Below are 25,630 nucleotides of genomic sequence, written 5' to 3' on the forward strand. Positions count from 1 at the left end.
GCGGACTATTTTCTACGAATACCAGAACGAGGCCGATATAAATAAGATGCACCGGAAGGCGGTTGAGCGACTGTGTAAAGAATTCGGGTTCGTGAGGCAGGCGGAGATAGTTTAATGTGCTAATTAGTAAATATGCCAATGTGCCAATGGCGCTAGGCGGGATAAAAAAAGGTGAGCAGATCTGCTCACCTTTTTTTATGGTATGTCGAACGTAAGGCGTTCTTTGATATTGCCTACGATCGGAATGTCTTCTATCGTGCCGTCGACATAGCGTCGCGCGCCTGTGATCTTCCGGCTGATGGTGCACTCGAATGTAAGAATATGATAGTTGAAATAGTCGGTCGATTGCGGGCGCTCATGCCTCAGGATCAGTTGTGAGGTTTCTTCCGTGGCAATACCTTCGAGGATATTGACACAAGTCTCGTAATAGTTGATCTTTTTGCAATCGTCAGGAAGCCCGGATATGTTCGTTGTGTTCTCCATCGCGTCGGTAACGACATGCGCTTCCAACGTAAGCGTACCTATCCTTAACGAGCCGTTGCGCTCCCAGGCTATGGAGTAGTCGATAAACAGCGCCGGGCATTTAAACCCCTCGAACTGGTCAGGCATTTCGGGTTGGCTGTCGAACAGGTCTATCAGTACCGGCGGCTCGGCGTCGATCTGCCGGAACAGGGATTTGTCCGGGTTATTGTCGTACAGGTTATTCTCTTTTTCAAAGGCCGAGAGTATGGCCTTGTATAAAATTTTCATAATATCAATGTGTTAATATGCCAATATGAAAATGTGCCAATTACGCAAGTAATAATAATTTTCACATTTTCGAATTTGCTAATTAAAAAATATTCTTACCTTTGTCATGTCGGGGATGCGTCCCGGACGCTCCTAAGCGGGAAGGTAACTTGTTTATCTTACCGCTTTTGTATTTCCGGGCGTTCATATTTATGCGTCTTACCGTCGTTTATAATGATAATACGTTTTACATTCAGCCTGTCGTCGTGATCCCATTGCCCCTTGATAAACATATCTATATAGCCTTCCGTTAATACTTCCTTTGTTTTGATCACAACAATATCAGCCTGCCTGGATGCATCAAGTACACGTTTAGACATATTGGCTTTTCCCGATTCCTTAAATTCCGCCGGCTCGCCGCCTATAAAGCTATCCGGGCATTTTGCAGGATGTTCCCTCACATACTCCTCGCCGTAATACTTTTTTCTGAGGTCGATCTCTTTCTCGTGTAGCCGGGGCAATAGCTTAATATCCTTCTCTCCGTTTCCGGCCAGTATCTCCGCGATGGCGCGGTTTTCTTCCGCTTCCGGCTCATGTTGCAGCATCGCGTGTTCTTCGTACCCGTCGCGCGTCCTGTATGCGTAATCCTCCGGAAGGTACTGCATAGCCCGGCGCAGTACATCTTTGGGCACACCCTCGTAATAGGGGTGATTCTTTGGGAACAGTAGGCCATTTTCGGCCAGATTGGTTTTGAACATCGGCGGCACTTGCGGCAGATGCACCGGTAAGCCCGTTTCGGCCGCGTCGCTGTCCGGTTCCTGTAATGCCTCGCAACGGCAGCGGAAGCCATTAGGCGGGTAGTAGGTCTGCCAGAACACATCCTTGATATGCCTTACAATACCGTCCAGAAGCCTGTGTTCCGCACGTACGCGGTTATCGCCTACGGTTTCGTATCGCAACATCGGGAAGAGGTCGGCCTCCCGGTTGTATTCCACCCAGCGAGCCGCCGCCGTCGCCGAAGCCACGGCCGTATAATATTCCGTCTGCAACCACTCCCGGTTATACTTATACCCGAGCGCGTCCACTGCCTCCATGAAGTCGCCCGGCTCGCGCAGGTTGCCTTCGCCGTCGCGCAGTGCCAGCGTGATGTCGCGCAGTTGCTGGTAGCTTTTAGCAGCAGAAAACTGGAATACATTTTCCGTAAGCTTCTCCAGCATCAGGTGATCCGGTGTATCCCAGTCGACGGCAATGTCTCCGTAACCCTCGCTCAGGGCGTCGGTCAGTTCACCGGCAGTACCCTGCACCAGTTCCGGGGAATACACCCCGTGTTTCGACTTATACACCTCGTCGGCCAGTTGCCGGATAAGGTCTTCGAAGTCGTCGCCGCCGTCGAACTCATCCGCAGGAATAAACCCGCCGCAGCACGGGCAGGGCTCGTATAACTTCCGCACTGTATTATCTATTATCCCGGGGGCAAACGCGGCGGCCTTATCGTTTGCCCCTACCGGAAATTTGCCGAAAACCCGCCGCCGTGCGCTTTCGGCTTCTTTTCATTCGCCCCTGGCTCCGGAGGATTCGGCGCGGCCTGTTTCTTCAGCCCCGTTATCGGCATGTTGAACGTTTTGCTTATCCATTCTACAGGGACGTCGAAGTAAGATATTGCGTCTGATACGATTTGCCAGTGAGCCTCGACAGATAATTCGAACGTGTCGTTGTGTACGAATTTATCCGTATCCGGGTTCACGGCATGTCCCCAGCGCTGCATAATGGGTATCAGTTGGCCGTTGACAATATATTCAATCATCAGCTTGTCCCGCGCGGCGATCTTCTCGTTCAGGTTGCGCTCGTGTACTTCCGACTGACTGCGCGACGATCCGTCGCTGGTCAGCATGGTACCGCCTATCATCGGCTTGCTGATCTCGGTGTTAATACGCTCTATCTGCATGTCGTAGACCTTGTACGAATCGCCCCCGGTAAACTGCTCTATCTTGATCGTCGTACCCTCCGGCAGTACCGCCCTGGCTGCCTCTCCCAGTGTGTCCAACATATCCTGTATATGCTGTATATCGCTATCGGATATTTTATTTGTTGTCGCTGTAATCAGCGGCTGTCCGTATTTCTCTGTATATTCCGCCCAGGACTGCTGGGCGTTCCGCTTCCATATCAGCTGGCCGCACAGGTCGGCCATCAGGCCCAGGCTGTCATTCTTGCCGGCCTGGATGATGCGCCCGGCATACAGGCCTGACCGGTAATCGATATACTTGCTGCCTGACGCCTCCAGGAATACGCGCCCTGTATCCGCCTGGACGTTCCGCCGCGGGACGACCTCGAAGTCCAGCGACAGCGGGTTGGTGAGTTCCAATATAGTGACGCCTTTAAATATGCAGTCGAGCAGGTCGGCGCGGAGGCTGTAAAACCATTCTTCGCGAAACAGGTCTGTCTTTTCATTGTTCACGGCGCCTGTACTCCGGTCGATAATGGAGAACTCGGCGCAGAGCGTGGCCGCCTTGCGCAGCTCGCGCTCCGATATGAAGTGCCCGTCCGATTCCAGGTTGTCGTACAAATCCTGTAACAGGTAGGCGCGGGGGTCGTCAGGATTCCTGATTGCTGCCATCGCCTGCTGCCACTTCTTTATTTCGGCACGCTGGCGGTCTTTGAATTCGCCTATAATCTTCGCTACTATCGTTTTGTCGGCGGATAATTTACGGGCGTTTTGCTGAACGTTCGGCAACGCTGCCATAGGATTACCCCATTTGTCGATTAAAATAGGGTTTAAACGGTCTTTAAACGGCTTATTATTCATGTTTCATCACTCATTACTCATTAATACTTGTTATCATTAGGTTTGTACAGCGACCATATCTTGAAGGGCCCCCTGTAGTCTTCGTCGGGTACGGGTGGCAGGTCGGTCGGGTTGGTGCCGTTGCCTACGTCGCGGAGCCATTCCAGGGCGTTGTCGTACCTGATCTGCCTGTATTCCGGTATCTGGCGCGGCGACTTCTGCGCGTACAGGTGATAGATCGCGATATCGATCGTTATCATCACAATATAGGCGTCGCGGTCGTCGTCCGTCTTGTTGAATACGCTGGCCATGTCGTAGCGGCCGGCCAGGCGCTTATTTATTTCACCTATCGCGTACTTTTCCGCCTGGCGTAAGCGGTGCTTATCGTCGGAGCCGTCCAGCAGCTTCAGCACGTCAGCCTGTGCCTGTACGTCGTAATCTTCGTCTGTTATGAACATAATTAATTAGTTAATATGAAAATGTGCCAATGTGCCAATGTCTTTTTGTCGCTCTGCGCCAATTGGCATATTTACTAATTGGCATATTTACACATTAGGTTAGTATCTATTTTTCGACCTCGATATAATATCCTTTCTGGAAGTCGTCCTTACACCCTTATTCGCCTTGTCGGATTTTTCGGACTTGTTCAGCTTGCTTATCGCGCCCTGTACGGCGTCGGCTCCGTCGTCATGCGCGCCGCTGCCTTTCTCGAATGCCAGGAACTGGTCTATCAGGGTTGTCTGGTCGAGGTAATCCTGTTCCTTTACGTTGAAAATAACGTGGTGCCGCTCGAAGTGCCCGCTGATACTCTCTATACGGTCGAACTTATCCGCCTTGCCGCGCTTGTCGGCCGTGACGGGGATATAATAACCCCGGCTGTCACCCTCTATATCGAAATCGTTTATAAAGTCATCCATCGCAAAAAGCCCCTCTATCATGTACTGGATATTGAAGCGCTCCAGCTTCTTGTCCTCATACAGGTTGTACAGCCATTCGGCGCATTTGGCGCGGCTTCCCTGCCTCAGGTAGGTGTGTATGATGTGGAACTCGCGCCCTGTACGACCGACCAGAACCAGCGCCTTGAAGTCGCCGGTATCCTTGTAGGACAAGTCGCCGTAAAAACAGAGCGCGTCGTATTTGTCAAGCCGGCATATCTCGCCGAATACCATATCTTCCTGTTTGAATATCGCCCCGTCCTGTATATGGGCGTGCATATACTCGCGCATGAAGGAACGGTAAGGCGTGGAATTGAATTTTTTGCGCCAATATTCCGCCGATGTCTTTTCTTTCCATGCCGGCTCGAATGTCGCCAGGTCTTTAACGGCCTTCACCGTGCTGATATGGAATATATCCTCCTCGCCCTCTTCCCTGGCCCGCTGCTTGAATTCGAGGAATATCTTCTTCAGGCGGTTGGTGATACTATTCTTGTTGGTGTTGTTATTGGCATGGATATACCGCTCGGTAGCATTATCGGCAGCATCGAAACAGCCCATAACGTCCTCTGTTATGTAATCGACCGATTCGCGCATGATACGGTCGTTGTTCATGTGTTTTTTTGTATCCACGTCATCGGTGGTGATATAGTCGGGGCGTTCGCCGTCTTCGCGTGATCCGCGCGGGTCTTGACCGAAGCCCAACGCCATAAAGCGCACGCCGTCGACAGTGGCAAAGTCACCGTCCGCCCACTCGCCGTACTGGTACCGTGCGCCGTAATCGTTTATAAGCCGCTTGTTATACTGCAACTGCCCCTGTATGGAAGAAAGCAGTTTCTTTGCTTTCGGGGAGGTCGCCCCTATTATCAGCATGAATTTAAGGTCGTGCTTTACAAAATACAGATACAGGGGTATCCCCATATTGATATGCACCGACTTGGCCGCCGAACGGTACCATTCGGCCAGGACGCGGCAGCGCTTGTGCTTCACGATATACCTGGCAAGCGCCTTATGGAAGGGGGCGCATTTCGATTTGGCAAAATTGGGGAAATAATACTCGAACCATTTCGCGTAATCGCTTTCCAGGTCGTTTATACGCTTTATCTTTTCCTGTACGCTTTCCTGCTTCCTGATCTCGGTAGCCAGGGCGACACGCAGACAATGCTTTTCGTAGTCCTGGATTATTCTTTCATATTTACCCGATGCGGCCATGATTTTATGATTCTAAAGCAATTAAATGTTGCAGGAACTGTTTGTTATACTCGAGGTCTTCGATTGCCCTTTCCGGGGCCACCTCCGCCATAAAGTTGTCGCGCATCTGCAATACGGACATGGCGATACGCGGGTTTACAGACTTATCCAGCCTGTCGATCGCCGCCATGAATTTCGATAACTGGTCGGCGTTTACATTCGAGGTTTCACCCTTTACGATCTTGTAGGATTCTTCCATCAACAGCTCTTTGAGTTTTACCGGGGTTAACTGGATTTCCTTTTTCCTGTCGTCCCACGGTTTTTCACCTGTTCGCCCTTTCTTCCAGTTCGAGACTGTTTGCTCCGATACGTCCAATATTTCCGCGATCTCCCGCCCCGTTTTATTGAGCCTGATATAATAGTCCTCGGCGATCTCCCTGAGGCGTTCGAGTTCCTGTTTCGGTCTGTTTTTCTTTGCCATACATCCTGTTTTTGATTCAAAATTGCATCTTAAACCGCACGCATGTAAATAAGTGTCCAACCGTTGGACACTTATTTTTACTAAAGGTGTAGCTTCTTTTCCTTTGCTGAAAAATCGAACGAATGGCAAAACAAGTATTAAAGCTTTACGGCAATATATGGCAATGGGGCGATAACTCGGCCGAGGCGTTTATCGCCCGGCTGAATTATGCGGTGAGCTTCAGGCCGGAGGTAATCGAACTGCATATACATTGCAATGGCGGCGGGGTACTGGAAGGTATTGCGATCCACAACGCGATAAAAGCCTGTGAAATCCCCGTAGATGCCTATATCGACGGCGTGTGCGCCTCGATGGCTACTATCATAATGCTGGCCTGCCGCAATATCTACATGGCCGACAACGCCTTCCTGATGATACACGCCCCGAACGGATATGCGGAGGGTACAAGCAAGGATTTTGTACGCACAGCGAGGCTGTTACGGTCTATGGAAGCGAATTTCCGCGCCGCCTATATGGCCAAAACGGGTAAAACGGAAGCGGAGGTCGCCGCCTGGATGGATGGCGAGAACTGGTTCTCGGCAAAAGAGGCGATGGACGAAAAACTGATAAACGGTATTATACCGTCGGTGGATCAGTCCACCGTGCAGAAGGAAGAAATAAAAACGCTTACGCCTGCCGGATTACTACAGCGTTATGCGGCACTGGCAAAAGAGAAGGTTCAACCAATTAATAAGAATAAAATGGATAAAGAAGCATTAATCAAAAAGTACGGCCTGAAAACAGTGACGGCCGAAAATTCCGAAGATGAAATCTATGAGGCGATCGCCAACGAATCGAAGGCGAAAGCCGAGGCGTCCTTGCAGGCTGAGCGCGAAAAGCAGGTAACAGCCGTGATAGAGGCGGCGAAAGGGCCTAAAAAACTGACTAAGGAACAGGCGGAAACATTTACCCGGATCGGCAATACGCTCGGCATGCAGGCTCTTCAGACAGCCCTCGACGCAGTCATGCCGCCTCTGACAATCGGGAAGGTGATTAAGAATCAGGGCGGTGATTCCCAGGCGACAGGCCGCGAAGGCTGGACATGGGATGATTACCAGAAGAATGACAGCGCCGCGTTGGAGGCCCTCGAAAAATCAGATCAGGAAACCTTTCGCGCGCTGTATGAAGCGAAGTACGGGAAGTAATTAACAGTTAACAATTAAAAATTAAAAAAATGAGAATCAAAATTTTAGCTCTTATATTGGCCGTGCTGGCCAATACGGTTATTGGCACTGCGGCCGCGTGCGCCGCCGGCATACCGCCGGTATACGGCATACTGGGGATGAATGCTGTCGGCCTGGCCATGTCGTTCGTGCCGATGCCGTCGGGTGTACGCGCCGGCGTGTATGTGGAAGTATGGACAGGTAAGGTTGTAGAGAGGTTTACGTACATCGAACAGGGAAGCTTCCTGGACGGGGTGCCGGATTTCAGCAGGTATGTGGATAACGACGTCATACACCTGGTAGATGTCACAGGCGACCCGACGGTATTAATAGACAATACAACCTACCCGCTGACAATAGAGAACCTGCCGGACGGCGACATCGCTATTTCGCTGCATAAATTCGAAACTAATCCTACGCGCATCACCGATGATGAATTGTATGCTCTCAGCTACGATAAGATACAGGTGGCCAAAGACCGCCACGCGGACAAGCTGGGCGAGGCGCACCTCGATAAGGCGATACATGCATTCGCCCCGGTCAGCGCCACAGCGGATACCCCTATCGTGTATACCAGTGGCAGTGCTATAGACGGGCGCAAGGCCCTGAGGCGTGAAGACCTGATCGCCCTGAAGAGGAAGCTGGACAAATTGAAGGTTCCAAAAACGGGGCGTCGCCTGGTGCTGTGCTCCGACCACGTTAATGACCTGCTGGAACTGGATCAGAAATTCAAAGATCAGTACCACAATTACGAGAGCGGCAAGATCATGAAGGCTTACGGCTTCGAAATATACGAGTTCGTCAACTGCCCGCTGTTCGACCAGACAGGCAATAAGAAGTCGTTCGGTTCGGTTCCTGCCGCCGGCGATTACGAGGCCTCCGTATTCTTCTACGTGCCGCGCATGTTCAAGGCCAAAGGTACGACCAAGATGTATTACAGCGAATCGAAAACCGACCCGGTAAACAAACAGAACCTGATATCATTTACGAATCGTTTTGTCGCATTGCCTCAGAAGAGGGAACAGGCCAGTGGGGCCATTGTGACAAAAACAGCTTAGGTAAAACATTTGCTAATTTTCAAATATTCAAATTAAAAACATGGCAACAGCAAAGAAAAAAGAGGTCGCGGAAGACCTGAAGTCGATAGCAAAAAAAATAGCTGAAACAAATGGCGTCGCTACCGTATACGTGAACTCCAGAGGCGAGTTTTTTACGAATAAAAACTATGCTCTCAACTCCGAGAAGGGTAAGGAGCAGAATATTAAGACGTTCTCCTTCGAAAATTCCGCCGATCCGGAAGAGGACAAAACCGACGACGATGAGTAACAGGGTTATTATCAATAAAGGCAAGGTTGGCATTTCCATCCTGGGCGGATATGAAAAAATATCCGCCCTGGTGGGAGCTTACGGCGCGATCTCCGGTCCCTCCGGTGAACTGGCTCCGGGCATAGCGGTACAGTTCCGCAATGCCGAAGAGGCAGAAGGCTACGGGGTGTCCGGCAATGCACTGTTGCAACGCCATATCTCCGAATACTTCCGCGTCGCGGCAGTAGGCGGAGGCGGTGCCAGCCTGTATGTACTGAACCTGGACAACAGCGGCGGCACGTTTGCCGACCTGGTGAACGATGATGCCGTCAGGCAGATGGTCGCGACGGCGGACGGGCAGATATTCAATATCGCTTTCGACTGCATCCCGGCAGCGGCTACGCTTGTCGACGGGCTGAATATAGAAACATTGCCGGCGATGAAGGCGGCGCAGGCCTTTGCCGACTGGTGCTGGGATACGAACAGGCCATTGCATTGTGTTGTCTCCGGTAGCGGGTACGGCGGCCCGGCAGCGGCGGCCCTCGACCTGAGGGCGATAACCGAGAGCGGCGCGGCGGTGGAACTTTCGCAGGTATCACTCTGTATAGGTCAGGATTGGGATTTTGCCGATGCGTTGCCTGATGCACAGAAGAAGTACGCTGATGTAGGCACATTGCTTGGCTGTATGGCCGCACAGCCTGTCAGTTATAATATAGGCGAGGTGCAGACCATGTCGCTGACCAATGCGCCGCGCGGTGTATGGCTCAACGCGGCGCTTTGCTCGCATGAGAAAATCAGGGATGTGGAAGCGCAGCTCGACACGCTGAACGCGAAAGGCTATATCTATGGCGAATATTACAGCGGGCAGGTGGTCTTCAATGATGATCATGTATGCGCGCCTGTGAAGATCGACGCCGAGGGCAATATGAACGAACATACGATGGCGTTGTCCCGGACAAACGCGAAGGTGAAGCGGGAACTGTACAAGGTTTACCTGCCGAAGATAAAATCGACCGTACCGGTAGACCCGGACAGCGGGAAGCTGGGAACAGGTATGCTGAAGTATTTCGAAGGTATCGGCAACGATGTGTTCGGACGCTTACAAAATGCTGCTGAGATCAGCGGCGGGATAACGACCGTAGACCCGGAGAGCAATCTCCTGTACGGCGACAAGGAGCTGAAGGTATTTTATGACTGGGTACCGATGGGTACCATCAGCCGGATAAAGGGAACTGTAAACATTAAAAGGGCGCTGCAATGAGAATAATAAAGAACGGAAAGGCTTACGACGGCGCGGATGCCATCTTTACCGCGTTGGGGCAGATATGGGACGAGGTTGTGGAATTCAGCTACAACATCACCCGCGAACACCAGCTTAACCATACCATCGGCGCGCACAAGCCTACCTCGTGGAGCATGGGAAAAGAAAGCTACGAGGGCAGCCTCACGCTGATGATGAATCAGGCGGTATCGCTTGAAAAAGCCGTACCCGGAGGTGAGCTGATCAACATCAAGCCTTTTGATGTGAACATCACCTTCGCGGATGATTACAACGAGCTGATCAATGACACGGTCGTTTGCAAGTTTGCCAGCCAGGGACGCACCGTAAATACCGAGATGGGGCTGGCGCAACAGTACGATATGTTCGTGCTGGAAATAAAACCAAATAATTAGTAAGTAATTAAAAATTAAAAATTAAGAATTGCTCGTAACTCGTTTACTTGTAACTCGTAACTAAAAAAAGTATGAAAAATAATTTGCCGGAAGGCGTAACCCCCGAAATGATAAAGGCCTGGAAAGAGCAATACGGCCCCGATAAGGTAAAACTGGCGACACTGGCGCCTGAAGTTCCGGAAAAGACAAAAGACGTCGTGGTACGCGTGCCCGACCGCCAGACTTACAACCAGTATGATAAATGGGTAGGCACCGACCCGGGAAAGGCAAAGGATATCCTTATCAACGCCTGCCTGTTGTCGAACAAGGAAGAGGTGAAGGCTGACGACGTGCTGTACTTCTCGTGCTACTGGGCGCTGAGCGAACTGCTCCCTTTGCACAAAGCTATTGTCGGGGACTTGTAGAAGTCTTTCCGCCGCTGATCGACAATAGCAATAAAGACTATATCCGTAAATGGGACGCCCTGATAGCCTACTTCTTCAAGATACAGTTCCCGGAGGAACTGACCGACGAGCAGTGGGCCGAAAGGGTCAAACAACTGGAGTGGCTGGCAAAGCGGGGTATTTTAGGTATGCAGCATAAAAAAGGCTTGATATGAGGTATGTAATTGATATTTTCAACCGGTTCCAGAGCGCTTACGGCGTCATCGGGGCTAACGCGCAGGGTTTTGTAAACCATGCGCTGTTCGCCGCCGGTGTGGCGTATAATGATGCAAAGTACCAGCGTCAGAGCGCCTCACGACCTTATGAGGGTATCCGCACGTATGAAAACCTCGATTACAACTTCGCCGACATGGAACTAAAGTACCAGGATCGCATATTGAAATTTACGTACGGCTCGCTGCTGGAAGATACCGACGGGGTTATCGCCCCGCCGCCGGTAGTGAGATTCAGGCGCGGCAAGAACATAGGGGAAACGACGATCGACGACGGCGACACCGATTCGGAGATCGCCGAGTTCTTCTCCCTCAAAAACTACGAGATAGATATCCAGGGCTTGCTCATCGACATGAACGAACACCGTTACCCACAATCGAAAGTAAAGGAGCTTACCGGGTTTTTTGAGATAAACGACATCATCAAGGTGGTGTCGCCATTGTTTCAGGATCTGAAGATCAATTCGATCTACTTCCGCGATATGCCGGTATTCGAACCGCTCGAAGGGTTCCCCGATACTGTACGGTATTCATTGCAGGCCAAGAGCATCAAGCCTGCCGAGTTTTCAATCATTAACGGAAAATAACATGGGATTGTATCTGAGGCTTAACAGCAGGCTGACTATCACGAATACGGAAACCAAACAAGGCATCCGGTTCGACCATATCGCGGCAGCGGATATCCGCCAGTCGGTGAATACCACCGGCGACACGGCCGAGGTCACTATCCCGCGACGCTATGGGAAGCTGAAAGACCAGGAGGTGCTTCAGTATATCAAGCCGGGATATGCCGTATCGCTCGAACTTGGTTACAACGGTGAGTATAACAATGAGTTTAGCGGCTTTGTGCGGGAAGTGGGAAGCGGACATCCGCTGAAACTATACCTGGACGACGCCTTTTACAAGCTCCGTAAAAACAGTTTCAATAAGTCATGGAAAAGCATCACGCTGCGGCAACTCCTGAAGGAGATCGCGCCGGGCTACAAGATAGAATGTCCGGACGTAAACCTGGGAGCCTTCCAGGCCGACAACGAAAGTACATTAGTTCTTTTGCAGAAGCTGAAAAACTCGCCTTACGGTTTCTCTTCCTTTCTAAAAAGCGACACGCTTTACTGTCAGTTTACCTACGATGTGCGTGGACTTGGCCGGAGCCATACGTATGATTTTTCGAAGAACGTCAAGAAATCGGGCCTTACATTCCGTCGCAAGGAGGATTTCAAGATACGCATACAGGCAATCTCGAATCTGGATACCGGCAAGAAAATAAAGATTGAAGTAGGCAATAAGGAGAAGGAGGCCAGCATCCGCTCGCTGAACTTCCGGAACAAAACAGAGAAGGAACTGCGCGAGCTGGCGCTGAAGGAACTCGACAGGCTTGTGTTCGATGGCTTCGAGGGTACGGTAACCGGTTTCGGCTATCCCCGCGTAACGGCCGGCGACACGCTGGACATCGTATCGCCCAGGCAGCCGGAGCAAAACGGCAGCTACCTGGTAGAATCGGTTAATATCCGCTACGGGAACCCGTATTTTGAAAGAGTATGTACACTTAAATACAAAATAAAATGAGTGCGGAAGCTGCATTCCTGGAATTATTCAAAAAGCTGATGCCGGAAGCGGCGACAGTGACGATCGGCACCGTAGAGAGTGTCGACCGGGAAAACCGGACATGCGATGTAGAACGTGATGGACAGCCGACGCTGTTTAAATGCCGTTTAAACGCGGTTATAGACACACTCGGCAGCTATGTGGCAGCAATTCCCCGCGTCGGTTCTTATGTGCTCTGTCTGACGCTCGATGACCCTGCCAATTGCCTGGTGATCGCCATGTCTGAGCCTGACGAAGTGGCTGTTAAGATCAATAATACGACTGCTGTGATTACAAGCGATGATATTACATTGAATGGCGGTGCGCTGGGCGGATTGGTGAAGGTTAGCGAGCTGACGGCAAAATTAAACGAGCTGGTGACAACATTCAATTTACATACGCACGCGGTAGCCGGAACAACAGCATCACCGACGCCTAACCAGGCCGCGTCATTCAGCCGGGGTGATTACGAAAATTTAAAAGTAAAGCAATGAAAGGCATTCTATTAAACGAGGCAACAGGCGATCTGGATATTAACGTTATCCGGGACGCGGACGGCAGGATATTGTCGGGCCTGACGCCTGGAGATACCGATTATCAGAACATCCGGCTGTTGATGCTCTCGGATAAGGGCGACTTTAAAGAACAACCCGTGCTGGGCGTAGGCGCGGAGAAGTACCTGAAAAGTACCGGACGAGAGAACGACCTGCGGCGCGAGATAGCCGTACAACTGGATGCGACAGGCTACGGTAGCGCGGATGTGACGGTAGCCGCAGACGGGATAATAGAAATCAATATTTAAAAGGATATGTATATGAAACTAAAAGTACAACTAAGCATCTCGGTATTTCTCATTATCGTGGGCTGCGGATTACTGATCGCCGGGTTCTGCGTGCCGCCGCGGGGCGTGATCGATAATTCCGTATTGATCGCGTTCGGCGAGATACTGACATTCGTAGGGACAGTGTTCGGTATAGATTATTCATACCGGGCGAAAATATTTAATAACGAAAACAAAGACAAAGAAAATGGCAAAGATTAAATTACTGATTCCGATTATCAATCGCTGGAGCGGCGGTTATGTAAATCACCCCAACGATAAAGGCGGCCCTACAAACAGGGATGTCACCTTAGCTACTTACACAGCATACAGGAAGAAAAAAGGATTTCCGGTGCCAACCATCGAGGATCTTAAGAACATGACCGATGAAGAATGGGGCGATATCCTTAAGCCGATGTTCTGGGACAAGTGGCGGGCTGATGAGATAAATAACCAAGCAATCGCAAATCTTGTAGTCGACTGGTACTGGGGTTCCGGCGTCTACGGCATCAAATACCCTCAACAGGTATTGGGTGTCGTCGCCGATGGTATTGTAGGCCCTAAGACACTGGACGCTATAAACAAATACCCCAACCAGTCGGAGCTGTTTAAAAAACTATGGCTGCGCAGGAAACAGCATTTCGAAAATATTGCGGAAAAAGACCCGACGCAAAGGGTATTCCTGAAAGGCTGGCTGAACAGGTTGAATGACTTTAAATTTTCCGGACAATGAAAGAGAGAATTTGGCTTATAATAACATTCGTAGTGATGTTGATTGGATTATTTGCCTGCAAATCCCCGCAGCCTAAAAGCGAACATTCGGTTATTGCCAATAACAGCCGGGCGGACAGTACCAGCCGCGTCGAGCGGGAGCGCGCCCGCCTGCTGACGGTTCCGGCCTCGGCTGCGTCGCTCGACCTGAACTTCGGCAGCCTGGCAGACCTGCCCATCGGTGCGAAATACACCGGAAAGCAGGGACAGGCCACCGTAACGGTAGAGCGCACCAGCGGGGACAGTATAAAGGTGACAGCCAACTGCGACAGCCTGAGCCAGTTAATTGTAGAGAAGGAAACGGAGATATTCCATCTGCAAAATAGGGTGAGCGAACTGGAGGACAAGGAACTAAAAACGGTAGAAGTGTACAGGCAAACCAACTGGCAGATCGTCTGCGGCTGGTTCGGCAAGGTATTTATGGCGGTGATCGGTATTGGTTTAATCACATTATTCCTGAAATGGAAACTAAAGCCCTGAACTCGCAATCCCTTCCCGATCTCTCCCTCCAGGAGAGCGGCACGCTGGAGGGTTTATTCCCCCTGGCAGTAGCCAATAACCTGAGCATAACCGACGCGCTGGAACCGGGGCAGGCAATAGAGCGCACGGACGTTATCCAACGCGAGATACAGAGCTATTACACCATCCGCAACTTACACCCCGCCACGGGTGCGGTAGACCTGCCCGGAGGTATCGGGTATATGGGAGTGGAAATCGACTTCGCAGTCAGTTAACAGTAAACAGTAAACAGTGAAAAAATGGAAAAGCAAGGCAATTTATTTAATGACAATATTCCGCCTGTACTACAGGTGAAAAAGAAGCTATCCAGACATGAGGATTACGAGGCTTTCGTTGAAAAATTCAAGCCGAAGAAAACGACGGATGATTGTTACACGCCTCCGGCTGTGTATGACTGCATACTGAAGTATGTGTCCACGAAAGTAGACCTTAGCGGCCGCGAGATAATAAGACCCTTCTGGCCGGGAGGCGACTATGAGAAAACAGACTACCCGGACAATTATATCGTGATCGATAACCCGCCGTTTTCAATCATAAGCAAGATAGCGCGGTATTATCTCGAAAAGAATATTGATTTCTTTCTTTTTGCGCCACACCTTACATTATTTTCTGCTAACATCGATTGTACAGCGATCGTGTGTGCCGCTGATATTGTGTACGAAAACGGTGCCAAAGTAAAGACCTCTTTCTTATCTAATCTGTTCGGTAACGCCCGCGTTATCGGCGACCCTGCGCTTTATTCCGCTCTGACAAAGATTAACGAGAAGCAAAAGGCCAACCTTCCGAAATACCAATACCCGGAAAATGTATTAACCGTGTCGATGGTTGCAAAATTTGTTGCTTTAGGTATTCCGGTACAATTTGACAAAAAGGAATTGTACCATACCGGCGGCCTGGATGAACAAAAGAAATATAATACTTCGCTGTTCGGCTCCGGCTTCCTGTTGTCAGACAAAGCAGCAGCAGACAAAGCAGCAGCAGATAAGGCAAACATTATAGAGTGGAAGTTGTCCGACAGGGAAAGAAATATTATAAAATCGCTGGGATAATGGCTAGAACAATAGCACAAATAAAGAAAGAAATGACCGACGCCTGGATATCCGATCCGGCCATCCGGGATAAATACGAACTGGACGCTACAAAGACATTCGAGGAGCAGTTTTCTGTTGTCTCCATCGAAAGCATTTTGTTTTTCGTCGTGGCCGCTTCTACCTGGACACTGGAGACGCTGTTTGACATCCACCGGCGCGAGGTGGAAGATACCTTGTCGGCGCAAAAGCCGCACCGCCTGAAATGGTACAGGGATAAGACGCTTGCCTTCCAGGACGGCTACTTGCTGCCGGAAGACAGCGACATTTACCCGGTGATCGACGAGGCAGCAAGGGTCGTTAAATATGCGGCAGCCGTGGAACCGCCGGACAGTTCCAAAATCCTTATAAAGATAGCCGGGGGCGACGCCCTGCGCGATAAGTTGCCCGATGCAACAGCCGCCCAGGTGAAGGAATATATCGACTGGATAAAAGACGCCGGCGTGCGCATCGACCTGGTTAATTTGTCCCCTGATGCGTACAAGTGTGAGGTGGATATCTACTTTAATGCTATGCTGCTGGCCGACCGCGTGCGGGATGCCGTGCGCGCCGCGATTGTTAGCTATATCGAAAACCTGCCCTTCAACGGTGAGTATTCGAACATGGCGCTGGTCGACACCTTGCAGGGCGTCGAGGGGGTAGTGATCCCGGAACTGACGGCAAGTTACAGCAAACCGGCCGCCGGCGACTTCGATTACTCGCTGATCAACGCGCGGCGCATACCTGAGGCGGGCTACTTCCGGGCATACCAGGAAGCGGATATTACAATTAACATGATAGCGTATGAACTGGTACAGGATTAATTATAAACGGCTTGTTTTGCTGCTATCGCCTACGATGCTGCGTCGGCCGCGGCTGGTGGCGTTACTGAATGCTACCGGGCTGCCTGTGTCGCGCCTGCATGTCCTGTTCTCGTCCTTCCGGGGCGATGTGCGTTACAAACTGACACACAATGGCCAGGTGTGTTTTTTACAGGCTGTTTTAAATGACAGTTTCGACTTTACGGCGCGCAGGATACGCATAACGGACGCGGATACGTTGGAATGGGGACAGTTCGCCTGGCGCGAAGCGGAAGACAGGCCCATTATGCTGGGCACATTCCTGCTGAACCGCGAGGGCTTTATGGGAGCGGACGGTATCGACTTTGTTGTGCATATACCCTATGCGATCAGCCTGACGGACGACAATTACAACATGATACACTCACTACTCAGGTATTACAAGCTGGCGGGAAAACGGTATATTATACAGTTAACAGTAAACAGTTAGCAGTTAGCAGTTAACAGTAACTCATAATTCATAACTTATAACTTATAACCAAAATACATGAACAGTGTAAATTTTTTAGGCCAGAGCAACTTTCCGCTGTCGAGCGATACGCTGGACTTTATGCAGGAAATGATATTCCTTGCCTCGAAGCTGGCACAACTGGGAGGCAGTGATAAATACATCCTTTCCGGATGCGCGGACGACGGGCTGAACGTGGCGCCGGGCTATGTAGCCATAAACGGTGAGTTGCTTCCCTTCGCCGGAGGTGCCAAGCAAACAACCGTGTATATCAACGAAGTGCGGCGCGATGTGGACGCCTCAGGCTACCACTTCCCGCAGGTATATAAAACGCGTACCGTGGCTTTCGGATTAGGCAACCCGCAGTACAACTGGGCTGACTTCAATCGGGTACAGACCAATACGCAACTGGCGCAGGCTATTGCAGACCTGGCAACGACGGTAGACGGATTGCGCGGCATTCCCGCCGGTGTTATTGTGATGTGGTCGGGCAATCCGGGCAATGTACCTCCGGGCTGGGCGCTGTGCGACGGATTGCTGGGGCGGCCGAACCTGATGGGAAAGTTTATAGTGGGTTTCAGTCAAACGGATGATGATTATAACGCTATCGGCAAAACAGGCGGCAGCAAGCAGGTAGCGCTTACGGTAGACCATATTCCGTCTCACTCACATGGGATGCGTTGGAATTTGAAGAAAAGCGACAACGCCAATGACCGCGATTTTCAGTATTTTGAGTCCACTGGCGCGAACGAGTTTGCCTCTACCTCTGCCGGTGGCGGCCAACCGCACGAAAACCGTCCGCCGTACTATGTACTAGCATATATTATTAAATTATAAATGAAGAATGAAAAATTGCGCAAGCGGCTCATATTCTTAATTCTTAATTATTCATTCTTAATTACTTAAAATTATGGCAATAAGAGAAAGAGACTTACTAAAGTCGTGGTTCCGCACAGGGATGTACCCCACAGAGGAGCAATTCGCCGATTTTATGGACAGCTATATCCATAAGCTGGACAGTATCAACTTTGAAGATATCAGCGGGCTGGATGAATATATCAACGCGCGCAACGAGGCGCTGGCGGCAGCCATTAACGAGTTTGTGGCCAATGCCCTCCAGTCTGCAAAAGACTACGCGGACGAGCAAGACGCCGCCGTCGTTCAGGAAGCGAAAGACTATACTAATGAAAAGATAACGGAAATACAACTGTCGGAGCATTACCAGGGACAAATGGATTATGTGGCTATGGCTACCGGTACATTGCCCGTAGCCGCCGCCGGGCTGAAAGCCCTGGTCACCGGTGAGAATAAGATATACACATCCGACGGGGCTGTCTGGGGCGACCCGGTGGAGATCACCCCGCAGGCGGGATGGTACTTTTACGCGTTATGCCTTACCGATTACAGCAATCATGCCGGTAATATAACCTATGATGCCGGCGGCGCGAAATGGGACTTTGCCCCGGACAACTACAACGAGATAGACGACGATACCATTGTGCGCGATCCCATAACCCAGGTGATCAAGATAAACGACGACATGGCCGCCTTGCTCCGTTTTATGCTGGCGGTGCAAAACCTGTCTTCCGTTGTAAATATACCCGCTACATCAGCAAATACGAATATAAACATATCGGCCGATGCCACGCTATCGCTATACAATGTGAACGACCTGAAGCCGGGCTACGAGATGGTTATCATTGTGACAAACAACCAAAACACTACGGTAAATGTCACATTACCCTATACCGGCGCATACCGTAACGACTATGCGATGGGGTTTGTATCCATTCCGCCAAGCGACAGGAAGGAGATATCTCTGCGGTGTTATGCTCCCGGAAGCGTATCGATAAGGGTGTCAGATTAACAATTAACGGATATAACCATGAGCAGACGATCTACATATGACATAATGCATGCATACAGCATCGAGAATGCCGGCATTAACCGGGACTATTACGTGCCTACGTATTATAATGGCAGGATATACGTCTTCCGGAAGAATCAGGTAATGATAATCGATGAAGATGATACGCTCGAATTCAAAGACCTGGCGCTGAATATTTCGTACCATATCCTAAGCAGCATGGTGATAGGAGATAAAATTTACCTCGGCGACAGCGATCAGTTCCATATATATGACACCGGTACGGATACCGTATCCACGGTAAGTAGCCCGGGATTTATGATATGTGGAATGGCGCTGTCGCCTGCCGGTAAGATTTATTGCACACACTGGAGTCCAGCCGGCGGTAGCAATGATCGCAAAATACTGATTATAAATACTGCCGATAACAGTATCAGTTATTTGCCGGGGTATAGCTTTTCATCTGAATTCACCAGCGGGGATACCGGTGTTACAGGCCCGGACGGGTTCTTATATTTTTTCGATAATACGAATTTGCTGGTTATCGATCCTGCCGGTAACAGCTTTGAACGAATACCGCACGGATTGAATGCTCCCTCGCGGGTGATAGTTCATAACGGCAATATATACATCTACGGGCAAGCCAGGAAATTGTACCGGTTCGACAGTTCGAACCGCCAATACACTGAAATACCTATCCCGGGAAGCCAGGTGTCATCTTTGTATTTTTTTTACAAAATGATATCGCTAAACGATACCTGTATATTATTCACCCCCAGCGGGGCCAAGGGTATCATGCTGCTGAATACAGCTACAAATACATGCAGGGTATCCCAGAATTACATAGGATCGCTTTCTACCAGCACTGGCGATCTGGATGCCGCCCGCATGGGGGAGACAAACAAAATATACCTGATACCGAGGAGCTCGACAGCCAAAAGGAGTATACTCGTAACGGTATTGAACGCATCGGCATATATGCCGCCTGCGCCCTGATTGAATTGCCGCAAAGCGGCTTATAGCTTATTACTAACAACTTATAACTTAAAAAATTATGTTACAAATCACAACTACCAATAAGGCTATCAAGATCGTCAAGGACGGCCAACTGGTAGCCATCAAACAAAAAGGCAAAATATGGTATAATTATACCGTCAACGGCGTGTATCTGTATCTCTTTGCGGACAAAAACGACTTCATAACCGAGACCTGGGCCAATGGCGTGACGCTCGACGGCGCCGATATCACGCCCGGCAATGTAGAAGAAAAATTCGAGGATTTTTTTTTGACTAGTGGTGGCGGGGGTTCCGCCGCCTGGGGACAGATTACCGGGACGCTGTCTGACCAAACCGATTTGAATGATACATTGACCGGCATACAGGAAGACACCAACGGGCTTACTGTCATAATTACAGGCGGTACGGCCGGGCAGGTGCTCACATCTGCCGGAGACGGAGCATCTCCTTCCTGGCAGACTCCAAGCGTGGAGATGCCGAACGGAAGCGTTAATGATACATACCAGGATACACCCGTAGATCGATACTATTGCGTGGCTAAAATAACGTCCGACCCCCGGCCGGAGGGCAGCTTCTGGTATAAGGACATGTTTAAGTTTGACTTTATTATTGCTAATCAGGCGGCAGATATAAACGGATACTCTGCAATAGGTAATGTCAGCGTGTATGCGGGGCAGTGGCCCAATGATGCGCAGGTGATAAATAAAGTCGTTTCAGTTGGTACGTTAGAAAGCGGGAACATGTATATTACGCAGGAGGAAGTCTCCCGGGGCGACGGCACAAAGCGCGTAGTGTATAAAATCTGGATGCGCAAGCATATAATTCAAACACACGACAGTAACATGTGTTTTCTTCAGGTATCAAATATACTGTATTATTCCGGAGAGGGCGGTATGGTCGATTACCTTATAGAATATTTCAAACCGACGGCCCCCGATGAGTTCATTGGCACTTTGCCATCTACAACACAGGCAGGAGCCCCTGTAGAAGAGTTCACATTCAAGGATAGCGTAAACCAAGATCTGGAGGTGCCCGGAGGGCAACAGCTGGAAGCAATCAACATACAAAACGATAGCTTGAGGCTAATGGTAGTCAGCCAGGATTGGCTGGAAGGTAACAGTGAGACAAAGATCGGACAGATATCTTTAGTTGACTACGGCGGCGGGGAGGCAATCATCTGGGACTACCAAAATGGATGGAACCCTGACTTTGACTTCCTGTATGCCGATACTGACAAAGAGTATTATGTAGCATGGGACACAGTAACTAAAACTATAACATTCACCCCGGGGGATGTAGTTACGAATGTAAGCCCTGATATAGGTGTATTGGATGGGATGTTATGGGTGAACGGGTCGCCGGGAGAATCGGTAGAGGTGTGATAGGAAAGCCTGTCATCGCGACAGGCTGACTCTAAAAACAATCGTTTCATATATTTCTAACACATTTTAAACGATGTAAATATATAAAAAATAATTTGCTAATCTGCTAATTTTCAAATTAAAATCATGGCTTCAGGACAATCAAAAATAGAACTTATACTCGACCTTAAAAACCGTATTGGGGTCGGGCTGTCTCAGGCAAAAAAACAGATCAACACGGATACCAGCCAGATGCAACGCCGCCTGAATGAGTTTTCAGCGTCATCGGTTAAGAATTTCAAGTCGGCGGCGGCGGAGATTCCCATGCTTGGCAATGGGTTGAGGCTAATGTCCAACCCTATAGCTATCGCGTCCACGCTGGTAACAGGCCTTGCGGCTGGATTTGTCAAGGCGACCGACCGGGCTGCGGAATTTAACCATGAATTCCGCGACCTGGCAAACCTGAACCTCGACAAGCCGCAATCGGAAATCAACGACCTGCGTAAGATGGTGCTCGACTCGGCATGGCGCAAGGGTTTTAACGCGGAAAAGACGGCCAATGCTTACAACGAGCTGCAATCTACCGCCGGGATATACGGGGCGGAAGCGCGGCCGATCGTGGAAAAGCAGGGCGAATTTGCCCTACTCATGAAAACCAGCATGGACAGCTATGTAGCTGGTACGGCCAAAGCGATGGCAAACTGGCGCTTCGGGGTGGATAAGCTCGACGCCTTCAATAAGTCGAACTACGCGGCTATGCAGGTCGGTGTGGTGTCGTTCGAGGAACTGGCGAAGGTGCAATCGACCTTTGCGGGTTCTGCCGCGTCTATCAACCAGTCGTTCGACACGGCGAATAAGTTGTTTTCCCTGTTCACCGTCAAGACGAAATCGGTAGACGAGGCGGCCACGCTGACAAAATCGCTGTTCAATGACCTCACCAAAGCAACGACGGTTAAGGCTTTCAAAAAAATAGGTATCGACCTTTTCGACAGTAATAAGCGCCTGAAGCAGGCCGACATGATCATGCTGGAGCTGAACGATAAATTCCTGAAGCTAAAAAATGACAAGTCTATTGTCAGCCTGAAGAACCAGTTCCACGGTTCGGAGGGTTTGATAGCCATGATACAGGCCGCGACCGACAAATCAGGCGAGCTGCGCAAGATGCTCGACGAGTTCAAGGACTCGAAATTCAATACCGACGCGGCATTGCTTCAGGCGCAAAACGATATTGTCGCCCGGCAGGAAAAGCTCGCCAACAGGATCGACTTGCTCGTTATAAAAATGGGGCATATAATGTTGCCTATTAAAGAATGGTTTGTGGATAAAGCTTCAAAATATGTAGAGTATGTCGGACTTGCGACTAAAAGCCAGGCAGAGCGCGAGCAAGAATTCAGGGTACAACAGGATGAAGATATACAGAAAAAATACGGGGGTATTCTCTCGAATGTTGGCAATATGTCTGAGGAGCAGTATAATAAATATCTTGGCGCAATGCGCTTTGAAGCTAATAGATATTTTGATAAGTACAGCCAAAAAACAGAATATATAAAAAATGCGAATAGGTTGACGCTTCCTTCTCAAATGTTGTTTTTGGGCGAAAAAGACAGATTAGAATCATATGATAAATATGATAATTTTGCCCGACAAAAAGATTTAGCCCGGTCAAAATCTCTCACGAAGCTAATGTCTGATTTCGAGGATGCAAGGCTCAATAAAGACAATATCCCAACAGCACCTACCAAACCGCCTGCCTCCGACACCTCGGGCGATCTATCCGGCATTAGCGACAAATTAAACCGTGTTGTAGGGGCTTCACAAGCGCCGCGTAACATTACAGTTAACATCGACGCGTTCAACAAAGGCGGGATAAACACGCAGAACACCTCACTGCAAAATATGGACGCCAAACAGATCGAAGACTGGTTCATCGATATGTGTTACCGCGCTATCCGTAATGTAGAACTCGGTTATAATTAATTATCGTTTAAACAGCATTTAACTATGGCATCAATCAGGGAAGCACAGGAGTACGTCAGAATATTTAATCGCATCGAATCGGCAGTCAGGGCCATACCTGCACGAGTGGCAGTCCTGGCCGTCAATTTCTCAAAGGAGCGTTTTATAAAAAAGAACTGGATAGACCGGAGTGTAGAAGGCTGGCCAAAGACAAAGAAAAAGAAAGGTTCTACGCTGGTCGCATCCGGCCGGCTGAAGCAATCTATCCGCAAAGTATCGGTAACGCCCTCTCGTGTCGTTATCGGCACGAACGTTCCTTACGCCCGCATCCACAACGAGGGCGGCGAGATCAGCGGCACGGAGCGTGTGCGGTCGTTCGTGCGTAAATCGCACCGCCGCCGCTCCCATACCCGCAAAGGCAAGCGTATAAAGGCTACAACGGTAAAAGAGTATCGTGTTAAGTCATTTTCCCGCGAATATCACAGGAAATTTATCAGGCGACAATTTATAGGCCAATCTCAGGAACTTGGCAACAGGATAAGTAAGCTTATTCAATCGGAAATAGATAAAGCGATAAGGGGTTTGTGATAAAGCCCTTACTATACCTGTTATCCATCAGGCAATAATAACCCCAATTTAATACAAAGTATAAAAATAAAGGCGAAATCTCCAAAAATGAGATTCCGCCCGATTATAAGAATTTGTGGGATTTGTTCTTTTTTTTTGTGGGATTTGAAATGCCGATTATACCTCGATATCCCGCTTATCCTTAGTGCAAATTTCGGGGAGCTGCGTCCTAATCACTTTCATTCAGGTATTGACCTGAAAACTCAGGGTGTGATTAATAAGCCTGTATATTCTATTGCAGACGGATATGTATCGCGTATATCCGTATCTCCTTCGGGCTACGGATTGGCAATTTATGTGACTCATACTAATGGGCAGACAAGCGTGTATGGTCATATTGAGAAATTTGCTCCGAAGATTGCCGGGTATGTAAAAGAGAAACAATATGAGCAGGAGTCTTACAGGGTAGATCTTTCATTGGATCAATCGGTATTTCCCGTTAAGAAAGGAGATCTGATTGCTTATAGCGGTAACACCGGTTCTTCCGGCGGACCTCATGTACATTTCGAGATAAGAGATACAGAAAGCCAGTTGGCTCTCGATGCACTTGAGTATTATAAGGGTCAGATAGAGGATAATGTTCCACCTGTAGTAAAAGGCTTTGCTGTTTATCCCGTGGAGGGCAAAGGTGTGGTCAATAATGGTTATGAACCCTTTCGTCGTATTGTTGGAGCAACACCGGGGAAGAAAGGCGCGAAAGTAGTTCCCGATTCAATAAAGGTATGGGGAAAGATCGGTATAGGTGTTTATGCAAACGACCGTATGACAGGAACAAGCAATATATACGGGGTAAAGATAGTACGCCTGTTCTGCGACGGTAAGGAGATATTCTCTTCGGATATATCATCTGTAGACTTCAGAAATACGAGGATGATAAACAGTATGATCGATTTCGACTATTGGTCCCGTAAAAAGAGTTTCTATCAGAAGTCATTTATTGAGCCGGGCAATAAGCTGTCTATATATAAGACCATCAATAATGGTTATATCGACATAAACGAGGAAAAGGTGTACAAGCTGAAATACGAACTCGAAGACCTCTATGGCAACAAGACGACTCATTCTTTCGATGTGTACGGCAAAAAGCAGGATATCCCCCGGCGGAAAGACTGTACACAACTAATGGCATGGGACAAGGATAACCATTATGAAGGCAATATGTTCTCTATTTCCATTGCCGGCGGGTCACTGTATAAAGACCTGTGCTTCAATCTGAAGAGAACCATGTCAAAGAATTATATGTCTGCCATCTATGAGGTCAACGATAGTTATGTCCCACTTGATAAATCCTGCGATATAACCATCAAGATGACCAAAGACAGTATGACCAACAAATCCCGGTACGGTATCGTACGCATCACCGGCAGCCGTGAATCCTGGATAGGTGGTAAGTACAACAATGGCGCTGTTACCGCTCGTATCAGGGAATTGGGTGATACCTATGCTGTCGCGATTGATACCGAGGCTCCCACCATCACTCCTGTACTCCCTGCCAAATGGGTAGCTAAAGGAGAAATAAAGATAAGACTATCAGATAATAAAAGCGGTATTGCTTCTTATCGTGGAACTATCGACGGAGCGTTTGCACTGTTTGAGAATGATGTGAAATCTCCTGTTTATACCTACAAATTCGATCCGAAACGTTTGACACGGGGGCAAACCCATAAATTGGTATTCACCGCTACCGATGCCTGCGGGAATGAGAGTAGTTATGAATATGAATTCAAATATTAGGGGTTAATTTCAAGATTTCAAGTTTCAAGATTTCAAAATTACAGAAGAA

At 49.3% G+C, this 25,630-nt stretch carries 30 protein-coding genes; 24 read left to right on the forward strand and 6 right to left on the reverse strand.

The features are described from left to right. Positions 1–195: 195 nt before the first annotated feature. The 6 genes from ACYQ3L_RS14245 to ACYQ3L_RS14270 form a co-directional block, all read right to left on the reverse strand. Positions 196–750 carry a hypothetical protein gene (locus tag ACYQ3L_RS14245; RefSeq protein ID WP_379995022.1) on the reverse strand — a complete coding sequence of 185 codons (555 nt, stop codon included), beginning with the start codon at positions 748–750 and terminating at the stop codon, positions 196–198. A gap of 158 nt (positions 751–908) precedes the next feature. After that, positions 909–2,180 carry a phage minor head protein gene (locus ACYQ3L_RS14250; protein ID WP_459952430.1) on the reverse strand — a complete coding sequence of 424 codons (1,272 nt, stop codon included), beginning with the start codon at positions 2,178–2,180 and terminating at the stop codon, positions 909–911. 50 nt (positions 2,181–2,230) lie between these two features. Next, positions 2,231–3,532: a phage portal protein family protein gene (locus ACYQ3L_RS14255; RefSeq protein ID WP_379995018.1), complete on the reverse strand. Its 1,302-nt coding sequence runs from the start codon at positions 3,530–3,532 to the stop codon at positions 2,231–2,233. Between the two features lie 20 nt (positions 3,533–3,552). Next, positions 3,553–3,969, reverse strand: a complete 417-nt coding sequence (locus ACYQ3L_RS14260) for a phage protein Gp36 family protein (RefSeq protein WP_379995016.1) — start codon at positions 3,967–3,969, stop codon at positions 3,553–3,555. Positions 3,970–4,068: 99 nt separating this feature from the next. Next, positions 4,069–5,655, reverse strand: a complete 1,587-nt coding sequence (terL, locus tag ACYQ3L_RS14265; protein WP_379995014.1) for a phage terminase large subunit — start codon at positions 5,653–5,655, stop codon at positions 4,069–4,071. Positions 5,656–5,659: 4 nt separating this feature from the next. Beyond that, complete coding sequence (locus tag ACYQ3L_RS14270) at positions 5,660–6,115, reverse strand: helix-turn-helix domain-containing protein (protein WP_379995012.1); 456 nt, start codon at positions 6,113–6,115, stop codon at positions 5,660–5,662. A 122-nt stretch (positions 6,116–6,237) separates the two neighbouring features. Between ACYQ3L_RS14270 and ACYQ3L_RS14275 the strand changes: the two genes are divergently transcribed. The 24 genes from ACYQ3L_RS14275 to ACYQ3L_RS14390 all read left to right on the forward strand — a co-directional run bounded on the left by ACYQ3L_RS14275 (position 6,238) and on the right by ACYQ3L_RS14390 (position 25,581). Then, entirely contained in the window at positions 6,238–7,299 is a 1,062-nt protein-coding gene (locus tag ACYQ3L_RS14275) for a head maturation protease, ClpP-related (RefSeq protein WP_379995010.1), read from the forward strand. A 137-nt stretch (positions 7,300–7,436) separates the two neighbouring features. Beyond that, complete coding sequence (locus ACYQ3L_RS14280) at positions 7,437–8,375, forward strand: hypothetical protein (RefSeq protein WP_459952431.1); 939 nt, start codon at positions 7,437–7,439, stop codon at positions 8,373–8,375. 40 nt (positions 8,376–8,415) lie between these two features. Further along, positions 8,416–8,643, forward strand: coding sequence for a hypothetical protein (locus ACYQ3L_RS14285; RefSeq protein ID WP_379995006.1), 228 nt, complete (start codon positions 8,416–8,418; stop codon positions 8,641–8,643). Then, positions 8,543–9,883 (forward strand): DUF2586 family protein, encoded by a 1,341-nt coding sequence (locus tag ACYQ3L_RS14290; RefSeq protein ID WP_379995004.1) that lies wholly within the window; start codon positions 8,543–8,545, stop codon positions 9,881–9,883. The genes ACYQ3L_RS14285 and ACYQ3L_RS14290 overlap by 101 nt, the downstream gene beginning before the upstream one ends. Continuing rightward, positions 9,880–10,296 carry a hypothetical protein gene (locus tag ACYQ3L_RS14295; protein WP_379995002.1) on the forward strand — a complete coding sequence of 139 codons (417 nt, stop codon included), beginning with the start codon at positions 9,880–9,882 and terminating at the stop codon, positions 10,294–10,296. Before ACYQ3L_RS14290 ends, ACYQ3L_RS14295 begins: the two co-directional genes overlap by 4 nt. A 71-nt stretch (positions 10,297–10,367) precedes the next feature. Further along, on the forward strand, positions 10,368–10,700 hold the full coding sequence (locus tag ACYQ3L_RS14300) for a hypothetical protein (RefSeq protein ID WP_379995001.1): 333 nt from the start codon (positions 10,368–10,370) through the stop codon (positions 10,698–10,700). 190 nt (positions 10,701–10,890) lie between these two features. Then, the gene (locus tag ACYQ3L_RS14305) at positions 10,891–11,538 is read left to right on the forward strand and encodes a DUF6046 domain-containing protein (RefSeq protein WP_379994997.1); all 648 of its coding nucleotides are present in this window, start codon (positions 10,891–10,893) and stop codon (positions 11,536–11,538) included. Between the two features lies 1 nt (position 11,539). Further along, entirely contained in the window at positions 11,540–12,517 is a 978-nt protein-coding gene (locus ACYQ3L_RS14310; RefSeq protein ID WP_379994995.1) for a hypothetical protein, read from the forward strand. A 56-nt stretch (positions 12,518–12,573) separates the two neighbouring features. Beyond that, positions 12,574–13,029, forward strand: coding sequence for a hypothetical protein (locus ACYQ3L_RS14315; protein ID WP_379994993.1), 456 nt, complete (start codon positions 12,574–12,576; stop codon positions 13,027–13,029). After that, complete coding sequence (locus tag ACYQ3L_RS14320) at positions 13,026–13,337, forward strand: hypothetical protein (RefSeq protein WP_379994991.1); 312 nt, start codon at positions 13,026–13,028, stop codon at positions 13,335–13,337. The genes ACYQ3L_RS14315 and ACYQ3L_RS14320 overlap by 4 nt, the downstream gene beginning before the upstream one ends. A gap of 12 nt (positions 13,338–13,349) precedes the next feature. Continuing rightward, positions 13,350–13,577 (forward strand): hypothetical protein, encoded by a 228-nt coding sequence (locus ACYQ3L_RS14325; RefSeq protein ID WP_379994989.1) that lies wholly within the window; start codon positions 13,350–13,352, stop codon positions 13,575–13,577. Continuing rightward, positions 13,564–14,088 carry a glycoside hydrolase family 108 protein gene (locus ACYQ3L_RS14330; RefSeq protein WP_459952432.1) on the forward strand — a complete coding sequence of 175 codons (525 nt, stop codon included), beginning with the start codon at positions 13,564–13,566 and terminating at the stop codon, positions 14,086–14,088. Before ACYQ3L_RS14325 ends, ACYQ3L_RS14330 begins: the two co-directional genes overlap by 14 nt. After that, positions 14,085–14,606, forward strand: a complete 522-nt coding sequence (locus ACYQ3L_RS14335; protein ID WP_459952433.1) for a hypothetical protein — start codon at positions 14,085–14,087, stop codon at positions 14,604–14,606. Before ACYQ3L_RS14330 ends, ACYQ3L_RS14335 begins: the two co-directional genes overlap by 4 nt. Continuing rightward, on the forward strand, positions 14,588–14,860 hold the full coding sequence (locus ACYQ3L_RS14340; RefSeq protein ID WP_379998205.1) for a hypothetical protein: 273 nt from the start codon (positions 14,588–14,590) through the stop codon (positions 14,858–14,860). The genes ACYQ3L_RS14335 and ACYQ3L_RS14340 overlap by 19 nt, the downstream gene beginning before the upstream one ends. Before the next feature lie 24 nt (positions 14,861–14,884). Beyond that, positions 14,885–15,694: a chromosome partitioning protein ParB gene (locus ACYQ3L_RS14345; RefSeq protein ID WP_379998203.1), complete on the forward strand. Its 810-nt coding sequence runs from the start codon at positions 14,885–14,887 to the stop codon at positions 15,692–15,694. Next, positions 15,694–16,536 (forward strand): hypothetical protein, encoded by an 843-nt coding sequence (locus ACYQ3L_RS14350; RefSeq protein ID WP_379998201.1) that lies wholly within the window; start codon positions 15,694–15,696, stop codon positions 16,534–16,536. The genes ACYQ3L_RS14345 and ACYQ3L_RS14350 overlap by 1 nt, the downstream gene beginning before the upstream one ends. Further along, entirely contained in the window at positions 16,517–17,002 is a 486-nt protein-coding gene (locus tag ACYQ3L_RS14355; protein ID WP_379998199.1) for a hypothetical protein, read from the forward strand. The genes ACYQ3L_RS14350 and ACYQ3L_RS14355 overlap by 20 nt, the downstream gene beginning before the upstream one ends. A 57-nt stretch (positions 17,003–17,059) precedes the next feature. Next, on the forward strand, positions 17,060–17,857 hold the full coding sequence (locus tag ACYQ3L_RS14360; RefSeq protein ID WP_379998197.1) for a phage baseplate protein: 798 nt from the start codon (positions 17,060–17,062) through the stop codon (positions 17,855–17,857). Between the two features lie 73 nt (positions 17,858–17,930). Beyond that, positions 17,931–18,887, forward strand: coding sequence for a hypothetical protein (locus tag ACYQ3L_RS14365; protein ID WP_379998195.1), 957 nt, complete (start codon positions 17,931–17,933; stop codon positions 18,885–18,887). A gap of 18 nt (positions 18,888–18,905) precedes the next feature. Further along, positions 18,906–19,883 (forward strand): NHL repeat-containing protein, encoded by a 978-nt coding sequence (locus ACYQ3L_RS14370; protein ID WP_379998193.1) that lies wholly within the window; start codon positions 18,906–18,908, stop codon positions 19,881–19,883. 58 nt (positions 19,884–19,941) lie between these two features. Further along, complete coding sequence (locus ACYQ3L_RS14375) at positions 19,942–21,285, forward strand: hypothetical protein (RefSeq protein ID WP_379998191.1); 1,344 nt, start codon at positions 19,942–19,944, stop codon at positions 21,283–21,285. A 126-nt stretch (positions 21,286–21,411) separates the two neighbouring features. Continuing rightward, on the forward strand, positions 21,412–23,241 hold the full coding sequence (locus ACYQ3L_RS14380) for a phage tail tape measure protein (protein ID WP_379998189.1): 1,830 nt from the start codon (positions 21,412–21,414) through the stop codon (positions 23,239–23,241). A 24-nt stretch (positions 23,242–23,265) separates the two neighbouring features. Then, positions 23,266–23,808 (forward strand): phage virion morphogenesis family protein, encoded by a 543-nt coding sequence (locus ACYQ3L_RS14385; RefSeq protein ID WP_379998187.1) that lies wholly within the window; start codon positions 23,266–23,268, stop codon positions 23,806–23,808. A 144-nt stretch (positions 23,809–23,952) separates the two neighbouring features. Next, on the forward strand, positions 23,953–25,581 hold the full coding sequence (locus tag ACYQ3L_RS14390) for a M23 family metallopeptidase (RefSeq protein WP_379998185.1): 1,629 nt from the start codon (positions 23,953–23,955) through the stop codon (positions 25,579–25,581). Positions 25,582–25,630: the final 49 nt, after the last annotated feature.

The organism is Dysgonomonas termitidis, assembly GCF_054657735.1.

Excerpts from the sequence above, each read along its gene's own strand:
- ACYQ3L_RS14245 (WP_379995022.1), bottom strand. The coding sequence starts at position 750 with ATGAAAATTTTATACAAGGCCATACTCTCGGCCTTTGAAAAAGAGAAT.
- ACYQ3L_RS14255 (WP_379995018.1), bottom strand. The coding sequence starts at position 3,532 with ATGAATAATAAGCCGTTTAAAGACCGTTTAAACCCTATTTTAATCGAC.
- ACYQ3L_RS14260 (WP_379995016.1), bottom strand. The coding sequence starts at position 3,969 with ATGTTCATAACAGACGAAGATTACGACGTACAGGCACAGGCTGACGTG.
- terL (WP_379995014.1), bottom strand. The coding sequence starts at position 5,655 with ATGGCCGCATCGGGTAAATATGAAAGAATAATCCAGGACTACGAAAAG.
- ACYQ3L_RS14270 (WP_379995012.1), bottom strand. The coding sequence starts at position 6,115 with ATGGCAAAGAAAAACAGACCGAAACAGGAACTCGAACGCCTCAGGGAG.
- ACYQ3L_RS14275 (WP_379995010.1), top strand. The coding sequence starts at position 6,238 with ATGGCAAAACAAGTATTAAAGCTTTACGGCAATATATGGCAATGGGGC.
- ACYQ3L_RS14280 (WP_459952431.1), top strand. The coding sequence starts at position 7,437 with ATGAATGCTGTCGGCCTGGCCATGTCGTTCGTGCCGATGCCGTCGGGT.
- ACYQ3L_RS14285 (WP_379995006.1), top strand. The coding sequence starts at position 8,416 with ATGGCAACAGCAAAGAAAAAAGAGGTCGCGGAAGACCTGAAGTCGATA.
- ACYQ3L_RS14290 (WP_379995004.1), top strand. The coding sequence starts at position 8,543 with ATGCTCTCAACTCCGAGAAGGGTAAGGAGCAGAATATTAAGACGTTCT.
- ACYQ3L_RS14295 (WP_379995002.1), top strand. The coding sequence starts at position 9,880 with ATGAGAATAATAAAGAACGGAAAGGCTTACGACGGCGCGGATGCCATC.
- ACYQ3L_RS14300 (WP_379995001.1), top strand. The coding sequence starts at position 10,368 with ATGAAAAATAATTTGCCGGAAGGCGTAACCCCCGAAATGATAAAGGCC.
- ACYQ3L_RS14305 (WP_379994997.1), top strand. The coding sequence starts at position 10,891 with ATGAGGTATGTAATTGATATTTTCAACCGGTTCCAGAGCGCTTACGGC.
- ACYQ3L_RS14310 (WP_379994995.1), top strand. The coding sequence starts at position 11,540 with ATGGGATTGTATCTGAGGCTTAACAGCAGGCTGACTATCACGAATACG.
- ACYQ3L_RS14320 (WP_379994991.1), top strand. The coding sequence starts at position 13,026 with ATGAAAGGCATTCTATTAAACGAGGCAACAGGCGATCTGGATATTAAC.
- ACYQ3L_RS14325 (WP_379994989.1), top strand. The coding sequence starts at position 13,350 with ATGAAACTAAAAGTACAACTAAGCATCTCGGTATTTCTCATTATCGTG.
- ACYQ3L_RS14330 (WP_459952432.1), top strand. The coding sequence starts at position 13,564 with ATGGCAAAGATTAAATTACTGATTCCGATTATCAATCGCTGGAGCGGC.
- ACYQ3L_RS14335 (WP_459952433.1), top strand. The coding sequence starts at position 14,085 with ATGAAAGAGAGAATTTGGCTTATAATAACATTCGTAGTGATGTTGATT.
- ACYQ3L_RS14340 (WP_379998205.1), top strand. The coding sequence starts at position 14,588 with ATGGAAACTAAAGCCCTGAACTCGCAATCCCTTCCCGATCTCTCCCTC.
- ACYQ3L_RS14345 (WP_379998203.1), top strand. The coding sequence starts at position 14,885 with ATGGAAAAGCAAGGCAATTTATTTAATGACAATATTCCGCCTGTACTA.
- ACYQ3L_RS14350 (WP_379998201.1), top strand. The coding sequence starts at position 15,694 with ATGGCTAGAACAATAGCACAAATAAAGAAAGAAATGACCGACGCCTGG.
- ACYQ3L_RS14355 (WP_379998199.1), top strand. The coding sequence starts at position 16,517 with ATGAACTGGTACAGGATTAATTATAAACGGCTTGTTTTGCTGCTATCG.
- ACYQ3L_RS14360 (WP_379998197.1), top strand. The coding sequence starts at position 17,060 with ATGAACAGTGTAAATTTTTTAGGCCAGAGCAACTTTCCGCTGTCGAGC.
- ACYQ3L_RS14365 (WP_379998195.1), top strand. The coding sequence starts at position 17,931 with ATGGCAATAAGAGAAAGAGACTTACTAAAGTCGTGGTTCCGCACAGGG.
- ACYQ3L_RS14370 (WP_379998193.1), top strand. The coding sequence starts at position 18,906 with ATGAGCAGACGATCTACATATGACATAATGCATGCATACAGCATCGAG.
- ACYQ3L_RS14375 (WP_379998191.1), top strand. The coding sequence starts at position 19,942 with ATGTTACAAATCACAACTACCAATAAGGCTATCAAGATCGTCAAGGAC.
- ACYQ3L_RS14380 (WP_379998189.1), top strand. The coding sequence starts at position 21,412 with ATGGCTTCAGGACAATCAAAAATAGAACTTATACTCGACCTTAAAAAC.
- ACYQ3L_RS14385 (WP_379998187.1), top strand. The coding sequence starts at position 23,266 with ATGGCATCAATCAGGGAAGCACAGGAGTACGTCAGAATATTTAATCGC.